This window comes from Lysinibacter cavernae (assembly GCF_011758565.1).
GTDB classification, from domain to species: domain Bacteria; phylum Actinomycetota; class Actinomycetes; order Actinomycetales; family Microbacteriaceae; genus Lysinibacter; species Lysinibacter cavernae.
On sequence record NZ_JAAMOX010000001.1, the window covers coordinates 553,207 to 566,702 of the forward strand.

Below are 13,496 nucleotides of genomic sequence, written 5' to 3' on the forward strand. Positions count from 1 at the left end.
GCCGCCATCTACCATGAACGAAAGAGTCACCATGCAGACCATCCCGCACTTCATTAACGGAGAACACGTTTCGGATGCCGAGCGGTTCGCTCCCGTCTATAACCCAGCCACAGGCGCACAGGAGAAGCAAGTCGTTTTGGCATCAACTGCACAGGTCGAAGATGCTATTGCCGCAGCTGCGGGCGCGCTCCCTGGCTGGCGAGCAACGAGCCTTGCGAAGCGAACAGCGATCTTCTTTCGGGTGCGCCAGCTTATCGAAGAACGCAAGGGTGAACTGGCAGCGATTCTGACCAGTGAACACGGCAAGGTGCTCTCAGACGCAGAAGGCGAGATCAACCGTGGCCTCGAGAACATCGAGTTTGCTACTGGCCTGTCGCACATGCTGAAGGGAGAGCGCGCCGAGCAGGTGTCATCCGGAGTTGATGTGCACTCATCCAGGCAACCCGTCGGAGTGGTCGCGTGCATTACGCCGTTCAACTTTCCCGCAATGGTTCCGCTGTGGATGATCGGCAGCGCGCTTGCCTGCGGCAATACCGTGCTGCTCAAACCGAGTGAAAAGGATCCGTCGTCGGCGGTGTTTATCGCCGAGCTGTTTGCCGAGGCGGGTCTGCCCTCCGGCGTGCTGAACGTGGTGCAGGGTGACAAAGAAGCGGTTGATGCAATTCTTGACAGCCAAGAAGTCAAAGCCATCAGCTTTGTCGGCTCGACCCCCATCGCTCAGAGCATCTATGCCCGCGCCGCCGAACGTGGCAAGCGAGTTCAAGCTCTCGGCGGCGCGAAGAACCACATGGTTGTACTGCCAGATGCCGATCTCAGTATGGCCGCCGATGCGGCGATCAACGCAGCCTATGGCTCTGCCGGCGAGCGGTGCATGGCAGTGAGCGTTGTGGTTGCCGTTGGTTCCATTGCCGATGAGCTCGTTGAAGCCATCGCCGAGCGTGGGCGTTCACTCGTCATCGGTGCCGGCACGGATGCTACGTCCCAAATGGGCCCGCTGATCACCCGCGAACACCGGGATAAGGTCGCTGGCTATGTGGCCGGTGCTGCGAACGAAGGAGCGACGGTTGTGCTCGATGGACGCGAGCACGCCTTTGATTCCGACGGTTTTTTCATCGGGGTGAGTCTTATCGACCATGTGAAGCCTGGGATGCGTGTCTACGACGACGAGATTTTTGGGCCGGTACTCTCGGTCGTTCGAGTTGACACCTACGACGAAGCGGTTGCGCTGACCAATGCCAATGAGTTTGGCAATGGGGTGGCCATCTTTACCCGAGATGGGGGAGCCGCTCGCCAGTTTGAGTTTGAGATCGAGGCTGGAATGGTCGGGGTAAACGTGCCGATCCCCGTGCCAGTTGGCTCGTTCTCGTTTGGCGGCTGGAAGAATTCTCTGTTTGGCGACACCCACATGTATGGTCCCGACAGTATCCGCTTCTACACGAGGGGCAAGGTCGTGACCACGCGCTGGCCTGACCCGGCGCAGAGCACCATCGACCTCGGCTTCCCCCAGGTCGACTAGCCAACCTGCATCTATTTGCGACTTTCTGCTGAAAATCTGTGTGATTTGTGCAGATTCTCGCAAATAGATGCAGGTTTTGGATGGGCGGATGGGCGGCGAAGGCTAGTCGGAGGTCTCGGCCGTGTCATCGTTGGCTTCGGGCTGCCCTGCATCAAGCGCAGTCGCGACGCTCTCGCCGATAGAAGCCACCTCGCCGTCAAGGAACTGACCGGAGGCGTCGCGCTTCGCAAGGTCAAGCGGCAGCTCGCGAGGCCCGCCATCAACGCCGAGGGCGCGTGGCTCGCCGTCGCCAACCCAGGCAGCCGTCAGCTCGTCTTCGCCCTTCAAGAACCGCTGAGCCCGCACGCCACCCGTCGCGCGGCCCTTTGCAGGGAACTCGCTAAAGAGGCTTACTTTTCCACTGCCGATTGCGGTTCCAGGCAGGGTTGTCGAGCTATCCGCAACGGTAGCAACCATCGCTGTTTCGAAGATTTCGCGGGCGACCGCGGTGAAATACAGCACAGAGGCTTCCGCAGAGAGCTTGATTCCGGCCATTCCCGATGCTGGTCGACCCTGAGGTCGAACCGCTGCCGATGGGTAGTGAAGCAGCTGGGCATCCGTGGTGACAAAGACGAGTTCGTCGGTGTCGGTCGTGATCGACGCGCCAACAACGGAGTCGCCGTCTTTGAGACCAATAATCTCGAGCTCCGGTTTTGCGGGGAGGTCGGCAAGCGAAACTCGCTTGACCGTTCCCTGCTTTGTCCCGAGGGCGACGAGGATGTCTTCCCCATCTACCGTCGCCGAGAGTGGTGCGAGTAGCAAGACCCGCTCGCCCTTCTCGAGGATGCCGAGGTAGTCGCTCAGGGCTACGCCTGCGGCAAACTGGACGCTCGCGGCAGGAACCGCCGGCAAATCGACGGGCGTGAACCGTACGATGCGGCCGAGTGAGGTGACCGCGCCAATCTCGGAACGGCTCGTGGTCTCAATTGTCGAGAGCACAGCATCGTGTTTGACGCGCCGTGACGACTTCGGGCCGGTCGGGGCGCCGGATTCGGGATCGTGTTCGATCTTGAGAACACGCCCCGTTGTCGAGAGCAGTACCGTGCATGGCGTGTCCGCAAGCTCGAGGTTTGCCTTCTTCGCTTGGGCTGACGAGACGCGAGCGGGTGCCGCCCCCGTGAGTAGTGTGCGTCGTGGGGTGCCAAACTCGTCGGCTACCGCATCCAGCTCTGCGGCGACGACCTCGCGGATGCGCTGCTTGCTGCCAAGAATGGCCTCAAGCTCTGCGATCTGGGCGAGCAAGCTGTCACGCTCAGCTTCAAGTTCCACGCGGGAAAACTTGGTGAGGCGGCGCAGACGAAGCTCGAGGATGTACTCGGCCTGGATATGACTCAGGTCGAAGACCTCCATGAGTCGTTTGCGTGCCGCATCGGTGTCATCGCTTGTGCGGATGAGTTGAATGACCTCGTCGATATCGAGGATGGCCAGCAACATTCCCTCAACGAGGTGCAGTCGTTCCTTGCGTCGTGCGAGGCGGAACTGTGAGCGGCGAGTGATGACCGAGATGCGGTGGTCGACAAATACCTGGAGGAGCTCACGAAGCCCGAGCGTCTGCGGTTGGCCGCCAACGAGGGCGACGTTATTGATGCTGAAGGAGTCCTCAAGCGGCGTGTACCGGTACAGCTGCTCAAGTACGGCCTCCGGGTTGAACCCGGTTTTGATGCTGATGACAAGCCGCAGGCCGTTTTTGCGGTCGGTGAGGTCTACAACATCGGTAATACCGCTGAGCTTCTTCGCATCGACGCCGTCTTTGATCTTTTCGATAACGCGTTCGGGACCAACGAGGTAGGGAAGCTCCGTGACGATGAGCCCGCTTTTCCGTGGTGTGAGCGCTTCGACGCGAACCTTTGCCCGAGTGCGGAACGCACCGCGACCCGTGCGGTAGGCATCCTTAACGCCGTCGAGTCCGACGATGGTTCCGCCTCCTGGGAGGTCGGGGCCAGGGATGAACTCCATGAGTTCCTCGACGGTTGCCGAAGGATTCATGAGCAGGTGTCTGGCCCCCTGCACGACCTCGACGAGGTTGTGCGGTGCCATGTTTGTCGCCATGCCAACCGCGATGCCACTGGCACCGTTGACGAGCAGGTTGGGGATGGCGGAGGGGAGAACCTCTGGCTGCTTAAGTTGGTTGTCGTAGTTGGGAACAAGGTCAACAACGTCTTCGTCAAGGTTGTCGGTCATTGCCATTGCTGGCCCGGCGAGCCTTGCCTCGGTGTATCGCGCGGCCGCTGGGCCGTCATCGAGCGAACCGAAGTTGCCGTGGCCGTCGATCATTGGTACGCGAAGCGTGAAGTCTTGTGCGAGGCGGACGAGCGCGTCGTAGATCGAGGAATCGCCGTGCGGGTGCAGCTTACCCATGACCTCGCCAACAACGCGGGCAGACTTGACGTGGCCCTTGTCTGGGCGAAGGCCCATATCGGTCATTTGGTACAGGATGCGGCGTTGAACGGGCTTCAACCCGTCGCGGGCATCGGGAAGGGCGCGCGAGTAAATTACTGAGTACGCGTATTCCAAGAAGGAGTCTTGCATCTCGTTTGAGATGTCGACGTCTTCAATTCGTTCGGTTGGAATGAGGTTTTCGCTCACGGCTGCTTTCACATGATCTACGTGCGGACAGGTACGATTGCCCCCATGCTACCTACGCAATCACCCTACGGCCTGCGCCTTGCCGAGGTTTTACCAACTTGCCTGTCAGCGATTGGCGTAGGGCAGCATCCACAACGGTTTGGAACGGCCTCAATTGCCGTCGTGATTGTTGTGGATGGTCTTGGTTTTGCGAATCTCAAGCGTCGCTCCGGATACGGTCGGTTCTTATGGGGTTCGAGGCATGAGCGAATTGAGACGGTTGCGCCCTCAACGACTGGCGCGGCGCTCACGACGCTCACAACCGGCACGCTTCCTGGACAGCACGGCTTGATCGGCTACCGCATCCGCGAGCCCAAATCCGACCGGCTTGTCACCACCCTGAGTGAGTGGGATGGTATCGATCCGGTGCGGGAGTGGCAACGAAGCGCTACCGCGTTTGAGGCGGCCGCTCAAGCGGGGGTCGCAAGCGCCGTGATCGGACGCCAGAAGCATGCGGCCACAGGGCTGACCGCGGCGATCCTTACCGGTGCCGAGTATGTTCCCGCCGATTCCTTGGCTGAGCGATTTTCCGCTGCCGAGTCGGTTGTGCAGCGCGGTCAGCACAAGCTCGTCTATGTTTACGTTGACGAGCTCGACCGCGAGGCGCACGCTTCCGGTTGGGAGTCGGATGCCTGGGCCCAAAAACTCGAACTGCTCGACGGCGAGGTGCGCCGATTTGTGGCGGGGCTTCCCGGCTCGGTCGGCGTGGTGCTGACGGCGGACCACGGCATCATTGACGTGCCGCAGTCGCAGCATCTGCTGTACGACGAAGATCCCTCCCTCATGGAGGGAATCGCAGAGGTCGGCGGCGAGCCACGCTTTCGATATCTCTATCTTGACGCTTCTGGCGATGCGGATGCCGTGGCCGCCACCTGGCAAGCTGCTTTTGGCCAGAAGGTACTGGCTGTCACTCGAGACGCGGCCGTTGCAAGCGGACTGTTTGGGGAGGTCACCGAGGACGTGCTGCCACGCATGGGTGATGTCATTGTGGTCGCGCAGAATGAAGTTGCGCTGTATAGCGCAGGGGAGTCCGATCGGGTGTCCCGTGGCATGGTTGGGCAGCACGGAGGTCTGAGTAAACAGGAACTCGGCGTGCCCCTGATTAGATTTGGTGCGTTCGCGTAGCGATGGGGTAGGTGACGCGCACTACCCGGCCTGCGCGTTAGACGGGGTCTTCGTCGCTCCGTGCGCCAAAGAGAATGTCGTCCCAACTTGGCATTTCGGCGCGTTTGCGTCGAGGCCGGGTTGGCAGGTCAGCGACGGGAGCGGTTTTCTGTTCGGAGGCGGACTCGTCCGAATCGGATGCTGAGTCATCTGACGACGATGAACCCGTTGTGGAGGAGTCGCCCGTTGAGTCTTCGGCGTCTCCCCGCCCAGCCTGCGAACGCCCGCCACGGATACCGGTGATTGAGACTCCAGAGTTGGAGGTTTCGAATCGTTCGTCCTGAACGATGTCGAGCATCTGCGTCTCAACGTCTTCGTTCGCTGGCAATGCAGGAATGTTCGGTTCCACTGGCGCCTGCTGCGAAGCGGATTCGCGTTCTCCTCTGCGCCGGCGAAGGGCTTCAAGGAGATCGGCCGTTTGGCCGAAGTCTGTTGGGTCGTCGGCACGCGAGACAGCAAGCTCATCAACCTCTCGCGACCAGTGCGATTCGAGCGGCAACTCTTTCGTTTCGTGCACACCTGCCGCATCGGCTTCCTCGTCGGCAGCCTCGGTCAGTGCATCCACATCAAAGGCCCCAGAGTCGAACCGGTCGCCCTTTTTTTGGGCATCCGGGTGCTCAACGGCGCGGAGTTTTGGGATGAGTCGGTCGCTGATGTCGCCCTGCTTCGAAAGCGTTACTGCTTCGGAGTTGAGGGGGTTGAGCGTGAGTTTCTTGTGGTCAAAGGCCCAGATCGCTTCGTGGTCGACCTCGTTCGCGGTGAAGGCAAGCTTGACGAGCCAACCGTCTTCGTCGTCGCGCCAGCACGTCCAGGTGCGTCCCGTTGCGCTGAGGGTGTCGAGCCGAAGATCGAGCGCCTCGCCGAAGCTGTGCGGCTGGAGTTCTGCCTCTGCCGTATTCAGAACGACTGATACTGCGAGTGCGCTGTCGAGAATGTAACCGCGCTCGGCAAGAACGGGTCCCTCGTATCGCTCAACATCGGCGATGCTGGCACCGGTGAGTTCCGAAACTTCTTCGGCAGTGCGACCGGCACGAATGTGGGTCTGGATGATGCGCGGCGAAACGCGAACCGCGTCTGCATCCCGCTTTTGGAGCCTGCGTACCTCGGCAAAGAGTGCATCGTCGGCGACGACGCTGAAGCTCTCCCCGGCATCGTTCGATACGACGAGGGCGCCGTTTTCGTTTCCGACGACTCTGAGCTCCTGCATATTCTGCCTCCGGTGATGAATAGTCTGCGTCCAAGCATCGCACGCCACTGGCAACAATCCTGATAATGACGAGGGCGTGCCGTATTGTTCTCAGGGCCGAAGGATACCTCAGCCTGAGCAACTCCTGAAGACGCAGTTTGCAATTTTTCCAAGGTTCGTGCAAACTATCGCCGTCCGCCATAAATATGGCTAAAGGATTTCGCACAGAATTGGATGAGAATGGCGACTGATTACGACGCTCCCCGCAAGTCAGATGATGACTCCGAGTCGATTGAAGCTCTGAAAGAGCGTGTTCCCGATAAGTTGTCTGGGGCTGTTGACTCTGAAGATGCTGACAATCCCGGATTTGAGCTGGCTGGCGCTGATCTTTCCGACATGGATCTTGATGTCGTTGTGCTGCCGCCTCAGGATGACGAGTTCACCTGTGTGAACTGTTTCCTGGTTCGTCACCGCTCGCAGATGGACCACGAGACGAAGCTTGGCCCTGTCTGCCGAGAGTGCTCGATGTAAGTTTGACGATGGCCGGTATGGCCTCGTATGCCGGATCAATTGCCTATTTGGCGGTTGGTCCGGTTTTTTGTTGCCTGCCCGTGCAGCGTCGGCGGGCGTTAAAGATCCCGCGCCCAGCACGTGCTGAACCGGTCTTCTACGTGGTAGCCAAAGCGGGGTGTCTCGACAAAGCCGAGCCGCTCAAGCAGGTGTATCGCTTCATGGTTGTGGATGCCGGCCTCCGCTCGAATGCGGCGCAGTCGCCGGTGTTCCGCCTCAGCAAGGAGGCCGCCGAGCAGTATTTTTCCGAGGCCAAGCCCGCGGTCCATCGGATCGACAATGAGCGAGGTGAGTTCTCCCGAGCCATCAGGCAGGGGGAGAAGCACTGCTACGCCAACGGGCGCCCCAGTAGTGGTTTTGCGATTTCCATTCGGGTTGGGATCATCAGGGAGATGCCGCGCGACGTATACCATTCCGCCGGCTTCTTCAATCTCATCGGGGGTGAGCGGTTCACGCTCATCGCCGTACAGGGCTCGTGAGTGATCGCACGCCGCCGCAAAGAGCGGTTGTATGTCTGGTGTGTGTACAGGCTCAAAGCCAAATACATATTTTGGCTTTGGCTGCCTGACTCGAAGGATTGCCAACTGATTGATTACGCGCTCGGCGTAGTCGACGCACCCTGAGCCGTGCGGATAGCGTCGGCTAGCTCGTGTGGCCTGCGGGTAGAAACGAGCCAGTAAGGGGTGGGGTCGTTCGGGTCGGTAATCGTGATTTTGAGGATCGGATCGACCCAGCCGCGAATCATGAGGTACGAACGTGCATCCGACCGCGGTCCTCGTTCTGCGGTGGCTTCCTCGCCAGAAAACGCCTCAATCTCGCCAATCTGATCAACCGAAATCTGGGCGCGACCTGCGGTGAAGGTCTTGTCAACAACCGAAACCGTTGGGCTGCTGTAGAGCAGCGTTCCTGCGACGAGGACATAGAGCACGATTGCCGAAATAACCGCGGCCGGAATCGAGATGGGAAACAAGACGAGCATGGTTCCTGGGACAATCAAAAAAGCTGCCACAAACATCCAGATGCCGGGACGAAGTCGTTCGGTGTAAAAGCGCATACTCTATGCCTACCAGAAGTTCGGAGTGGACGGCGCTACCAGTTGGACTACGCTAGCAAGAGTGACCCAAACTGTTGACGTTCTTATCTCTGCCTCCAGTATTCCCGCCTACGCGCATCCAGGTGACGCGGGCGCAGACCTTCGCAGCACGATCTCACTCGTGTTGGAACCCGGTGAACGAGCGCTTGTTCCAACCGGCGTGTCGTTTGCGATGCCCGATGGCTATGTTGCGTTTGTTGTGCCCCGCAGCGGTCTCGCGACCAAACATGGAATTACGGTTGTGAACGCGCCGGGAACGGTGGATGCTGGGTACCGCGGCGAGGTCAAGGTCACGCTGCTCAACACGGATAAGCGTGAGGCGTATTCTGTCAACGCAGGCGACCGTATCGCCCAGGTAATTTTTATGCAGGTAGCGCAAGCTAATTTCATTGAGGTCGCAGAGCTTCCCGGAAGCGATAGGGGAGCGGGCGGGTTCGGTTCGACCGGTTACTCGGCTCCCGCAACTGAAACTCCCGCAGCCGGATCAGACGAAGAATTGAAAGGACAGAAGTCATGAGTGACGCTGGCAAAAAAAGCAACAAGAACGCCGCCGAGGTTGAATCGGTTGAGATCGACGTAACCGAAGCCGATGAGGCGACCTCTGACGCGGTTGAGCAGGTTGAACTTGCCGCCGACGAAAACATTGTCGATGAGTCAAAATCGGCCCCTGACGACCGTGAAGAAAACGGCCCCTTCGATGTGACTGAGGCCTCGACCGTGCGACCGTATGTAGACCTTGGCGCGATCAAAGTACTTCCTCGCGAGGGGATGCAGATGCGCCTCGACGTTGAGGAAGCTACCCAGCGCATCATCGCTGTCTCGCTCGACTATGCAGACTCCAGCCTGCAGGTACAGGCATTCTCCGCTCCGCGCAGCACCGGTATGTGGCACGAGGTTCGTGGCCAGCTTGAGGGGCAGCTTGACGCGCAGAAGGCAAAATATGTCAGTGCTGAGGGTCCGTTTGGCCCAGAGCTGCAGGCAAAGCTGCCCGCAGAAGGCGGCAAAACCAATAGCGTTCGCTTCATTGGTGTCGACGGCCCTCGCTGGTTCCTTCGCGGAGTGATCTCCGGCAAGGCAGCGAGCGACGAGGCAACGGCTGAGCAAATCCACGAGCTGTTCCGAAGCATGGTTGTTGTTCGTGGCGACCAGGCGCTGCCCCCTCGTGACCTGCTGCCCCTCCGTCTCCCAGCAGCCGCCGTTGCGGTTGGCGAGCCAGAACAGATCTAAGCCGGTTGGCAAACATGACTGAGCCCGAATCTCTTGATGCCGCTTCTTCTGACGCCAACGAGCCTCCCATCGATGGCGCGCCCGATGCGGCGGAACGGGCTCAGTCCCGAGTTCCCTCAGGCGGTCTGGCCGGCAGCCTGAGCCGTGCCGCTTCTGGCGAGGCGCTCACCAAATCGGCGCTGCTTGATTCGATTGGTGGATACCGCGGCATCCTCGAGTCGATCCTTCCCGGCATCGTGTTTTTGGTCACCTACGTCCTGACACACGAACTTGTGCCGAGCGTGATCGCACCGGTGGCCATTGGACTGGTCTTCTTCGTAATTCGTTTGGCCCAGCGTCAACCACTGGTTTCGGCGCTGTCTGGGCTTGTTGGCATCGCGTTCTGCGTGGTCATTGCGCTCCTGACTGGTCGGGCGCTTGATTACTACGTCACCGGGTTCTTCACGAACATCGCCTGGGGGCTCGGTCTCCTCATCTCCGTGTTGGTTGGCTGGCCGCTGATCGGGGTTGCCATTGGGTTTCTCACGGGGCAGGGAACTGCGTGGCGCAAGGATAGGCGCAGCTTTCGGGTCATGATGCTTGTCACCCTGTTGTGGGTTGGCGTTTTTGGTTTGCGGCTGCTTGTCCAGTTGCCCATGTATTACGCGGAGCAGATTGAGGCGCTTGGCGTCGCCCGGCTGGTCATGGGAATCCCGCTGTTCGTGGTTGCCATTGGTGCATCCTGGCTCATTGTGCGTTCGACTCTCGCCGCGAATAAGGCGGCAAGCTCGGATGCGGATACTGCGTTGTCGACTGAGGGCGACGCCCACGGCGAAAATGATGCGGCATCCGGCACCACGCCGAAGTGATAGAATTATCTTGACATCGAGATAGTTTTCCCCGTAATTCCGCGATTTTACTGCTCTAGGTTAGGTCAACCTTCCTAGAGATTTGCCTGTGTCGGGAGCAAGATTGTCTCAGGCTCAGTAAAGGAGAAAACGTGACCGCGGTTAATAGTTTTGGCGCACGGGACACTCTCAATGTTGGATCAGAGGCATACGAGGTTTTTCGTATTGACCAGGTTCCCGGCTACGAGAAGCTGCCCTACAGTCTGAAGGTTTTGCTTGAAAACCTTCTCCGCACCGAAGACGGTGCAAACGTAACAAAGCAGCACATCGAGGCCCTTGGCAACTGGGACCCAACATCAGAACCCAACACCGAAATCCAGTTCACGCCAGCTCGCGTGGTCATGCAGGACTTCACCGGTGTTCCCTGCATCGTTGACCTCGCCACCATGCGTGAGGCAGTTGCAGACCTCGGGGGAGACCCAGACAAGATCAACCCGCTCGCGCCCGCAGAGCTCGTTATTGACCACTCGGTCATCTCCGACCTCTTTGGCGCGCCCGACTCGTTCCAGCGCAACGTTGAGATCGAGTACGAGCGCAACGGTGAGCGCTACCAGTTCCTGCGTTGGGGACAGACGGCGTTTGATGACTTCAAGGTGGTTCCGCCCGGAACCGGCATCGTGCACCAGGTCAACATTGAGTACCTTGCTCGCGTAACCTACACCCGTACGGTCGAGGGCAACCTCCAGGCGTACCCAGACACCTGTGTTGGAACCGACTCGCACACCACAATGGTCAACGGACTTGGTGTGCTCGGCTGGGGCGTTGGTGGCATCGAGGCCGAGGCCGCAATGCTCGGACAGCCCGTTTCGATGCTCATCCCCAAGGTTGTTGGATTCAAGCTTGCAGGCCAGATTCCTGCGGGCGTGACCGCGACCGACGTTGTGCTCACCATTACGCAGATGCTGCGCAAGCACGGTGTTGTTGGCAAGTTCGTAGAGTTCTACGGCGAGGGTGTCGCTTCGGTGCCACTCGCAAACCGCGCCACCATCGGAAACATGAGCCCAGAGTTCGGTTCAACCGCTGCAATCTTCCCCGTTGACGATGTCACGCTCGACTACCTGCGCCTCACCGGCCGCAGCGACGAGCAGATCGCCCTTGTTGAGCAGTACTCGAAACTGCAGAAGCTGTGGCACGACCCGTCGGACGAGCCGACCTTCAGCGAATACCTTGAGCTCGACCTCAGCACGGTTGTTCCATCCATCGCCGGCCCGAAGCGTCCACAGGACCGCATCGAGCTGACAAAGGCGAAGGATCAGTTCCACGTCGACCTGAACAACTACGCGACGGTTTCGCACTCGATTGTTGATCAGGAATCGCAGGATTCGTTCCCAGCATCCGACCCGCCCTCGTCGACGAGCGACGACAGCGGTCACACGGTTGAGGCGCCAGTGCTTATTAGCTCTGGCCCTGCCGGCGCTTCGAACCCCGCAAAGGTGACGAGCCCAGACGGCGAAGAGTACATCATCGACCACGGTGCGGTGACGATCGCTTCGATCACGTCGTGCACCAACACGTCGAACCCGTCGGTTATGCTCGCGGCCGGACTCTTGGCTCGCAACGCAGCCAAGAAGGGCCTCAAGTCAAAGCCGTGGGTCAAGACCACGCTTGCTCCCGGTTCGAAGGTTGTCACTGACTACTACGACAAGTCTGGTCTGACCCCGTACCTCGAAGACCTCGGTTTCTACCTGGTCGGATACGGCTGTGTCACGTGTATCGGTAACTCCGGTCCGCTGCCAGAGGAAGTTTCCGCCGCAGTTCAGGCGAACGACCTCGCCGTCACCTCGGTGCTTTCTGGTAACCGTAACTTCGAGGGTCGCATCAACCCAGACGTGAAGATGAACTACCTCGCGAGCCCGCCGCTTGTTATCGCCTATGCCCTTGCCGGATCGATGAACTTCGACTTCGACACCGACTCGCTTGGCAAAGACACCGACGGCAACGACGTGTTCCTCAAAGACATCTGGCCAGACCCGCTCGAGGTACAGTCGACCATCGACTCGTCAATCGACACCGGCATGTTCACCGACAAATACGGCAGCGTATTTGAGGGCGACGACCGCTGGCGCAACCTGCCCATCCCAACGGGCAACGTGTTCGAGTGGGATGCAGAATCGACCTACGTTCGCAAGCCCCCGTACTTCGATGGCATGACCATGGAAACCACGCCCGTTACCGACATCTCGGGCGCGCGCGTGCTCGCAAAGCTGGGCGACTCGGTCACGACCGACCACATCAGCCCAGCCGGTAACATCAAGGCCGACACTCCTGCCGGTCAGTACCTCACCGAGAATGGCATTGCTCGTAAGGACTTCAACTCTTACGGCTCGCGTCGTGGAAACCACGAGGTCATGATCCGCGGAACGTTTGCCAACATCCGCCTCCGCAACCAGTTGCTCAACGACGTTGAGGGTGGCTACACCCGCGACTTCTCGCAGGCAGACGGCCCTCAGTCGTTCATCTACGACGCCTCGCAGAACTACCAGGCGGCCGGAACGCCCCTCGTGGTGCTCGGTGGCAAGGAGTACGGTTCTGGCTCGTCGCGTGACTGGGCTGCTAAGGGAACAAGCCTGCTCGGTGTCCGCGCCGTGATTACCGAGAGCTTCGAGCGTATCCACCGCTCGAACCTCATCGGAATGGGTGTGCTTCCGCTGCAGTTCCCCGTTGGCGAAAGCGCCGACTCGCTTGGGCTCGATGGCACCGAGGTCTTCGAGATCACCGGTGTTGAGCAGCTCAACGAGGGCGTAACGCCAAAGACGGTCCGTGTTGTTGCATCGCCAAGCGAGTTCTCGGGTGCCGGCAAGGCTCCGGTCGAGTTCGACGCGGTTGTCCGCATCGACACGCCTGGTGAGGCCGACTACTACCGCAACGGCGGAATCCTGCAGTACGTACTGCGTTCGCTCGTCTAGCACCAATGCCCCTCGCGGGGCGCAAACTTCCTCGTGGGGTGCGATTATTCGCACCCCACGAGCGAAGATGCGCCCCGCGAGGGGTTTTTTGTGTCCTGGGAGTTTGCACAGGTGGGGCGTATGACCGGGCAGAAGCGCGCAGAAGCGAGTATCCTGGAAGCTTGATCATTGGTCGATCGGCGGGGGTTAACCCTAAAACCGTCCGCGAGTCGTAAACTCGCACGTGGGCATAGCTGTCCGATTTACCAGGCCTGGTCAGATGTGACCGGGTCGAACGTACCGA

The 13,496-nt window shown here is 59.7% G+C and carries 11 protein-coding genes; 7 read left to right on the forward strand and 4 right to left on the reverse strand.

Annotated features, from left to right (window positions below; genetic code table 11):
• The first annotated feature begins 31 nt into the window (after window positions 1-31).
• Entirely contained in the window at window positions 32-1,516 is a 1,485-nt protein-coding gene (locus FHX76_RS02600) for a CoA-acylating methylmalonate-semialdehyde dehydrogenase (RefSeq protein ID WP_167147524.1), read from the forward strand.
• A gap of 102 nt (window positions 1,517-1,618) precedes the next feature.
• Here the strand turns inward: FHX76_RS02600 and FHX76_RS02605 are convergent, their stop codons facing one another.
• A complete protein-coding gene (locus FHX76_RS02605) occupies window positions 1,619-4,084 on the reverse strand; it encodes a DNA gyrase/topoisomerase IV subunit A (RefSeq protein WP_167150273.1) in 2,466 nt (821 codons plus the stop codon).
• A 102-nt stretch (window positions 4,085-4,186) separates the two neighbouring features.
• Here FHX76_RS02605 and FHX76_RS02610 point away from each other — a divergent pair, with 102 nt between their 5' ends.
• Complete coding sequence (locus FHX76_RS02610; RefSeq protein ID WP_167147527.1) at window positions 4,187-5,305, forward strand: alkaline phosphatase family protein; 1,119 nt, start codon at window positions 4,187-4,189, stop codon at window positions 5,303-5,305.
• A 37-nt stretch (window positions 5,306-5,342) separates the two neighbouring features.
• Here the strand turns inward: FHX76_RS02610 and sepH are convergent, their stop codons facing one another.
• Window positions 5,343-6,551 carry a septation protein SepH gene (gene sepH, locus FHX76_RS02615; RefSeq protein WP_167147530.1) on the reverse strand — a complete coding sequence of 403 codons (1,209 nt, stop codon included), beginning with the start codon at window positions 6,549-6,551 and terminating at the stop codon, window positions 5,343-5,345.
• Between the two features lie 219 nt (window positions 6,552-6,770).
• On the opposite strand from sepH, the gene FHX76_RS02620 reads away from it, so the two are divergent.
• Window positions 6,771-7,061: a DUF4193 domain-containing protein gene (locus tag FHX76_RS02620; protein ID WP_167147532.1), complete on the forward strand. Its 291-nt coding sequence runs from the start codon at window positions 6,771-6,773 to the stop codon at window positions 7,059-7,061.
• 98 nt (window positions 7,062-7,159) lie between these two features.
• Here FHX76_RS02620 and FHX76_RS16830 read toward each other — a convergent pair whose 3' ends face one another.
• Window positions 7,160-7,513, reverse strand: coding sequence for a GNAT family N-acetyltransferase (locus tag FHX76_RS16830; protein WP_386762224.1), 354 nt, complete (start codon window positions 7,511-7,513; stop codon window positions 7,160-7,162).
• Window positions 7,514-7,692: 179 nt separating this feature from the next.
• The gene (locus FHX76_RS02630; protein ID WP_167147537.1) at window positions 7,693-8,154 is read right to left on the reverse strand and encodes a DUF3093 domain-containing protein; all 462 of its coding nucleotides are present in this window, start codon (window positions 8,152-8,154) and stop codon (window positions 7,693-7,695) included.
• Window positions 8,155-8,215: 61 nt separating this feature from the next.
• Here FHX76_RS02630 and dut point away from each other — a divergent pair, with 61 nt between their 5' ends.
• The 4 genes from dut to FHX76_RS02650 all read left to right on the forward strand — a co-directional run bounded on the left by dut (window position 8,216) and on the right by FHX76_RS02650 (window position 13,213).
• Window positions 8,216-8,710: a dUTP diphosphatase gene (dut, locus tag FHX76_RS02635; RefSeq protein WP_167147540.1), complete on the forward strand. Its 495-nt coding sequence runs from the start codon at window positions 8,216-8,218 to the stop codon at window positions 8,708-8,710.
• Window positions 8,707-9,420, forward strand: coding sequence for a DUF3710 domain-containing protein (locus tag FHX76_RS02640; protein ID WP_167147543.1), 714 nt, complete (start codon window positions 8,707-8,709; stop codon window positions 9,418-9,420). Before dut ends, FHX76_RS02640 begins: the two co-directional genes overlap by 4 nt.
• Window positions 9,421-9,434: 14 nt before the next feature.
• The gene (locus FHX76_RS02645) at window positions 9,435-10,268 is read left to right on the forward strand and encodes a DUF3159 domain-containing protein (protein ID WP_167147545.1); all 834 of its coding nucleotides are present in this window, start codon (window positions 9,435-9,437) and stop codon (window positions 10,266-10,268) included.
• Between the two features lie 131 nt (window positions 10,269-10,399).
• Window positions 10,400-13,213 carry an aconitate hydratase AcnA gene (locus FHX76_RS02650; protein WP_167147548.1) on the forward strand — a complete coding sequence of 938 codons (2,814 nt, stop codon included), beginning with the start codon at window positions 10,400-10,402 and terminating at the stop codon, window positions 13,211-13,213.
• The last annotated feature ends 283 nt before the right edge of the window (window positions 13,214-13,496 follow it).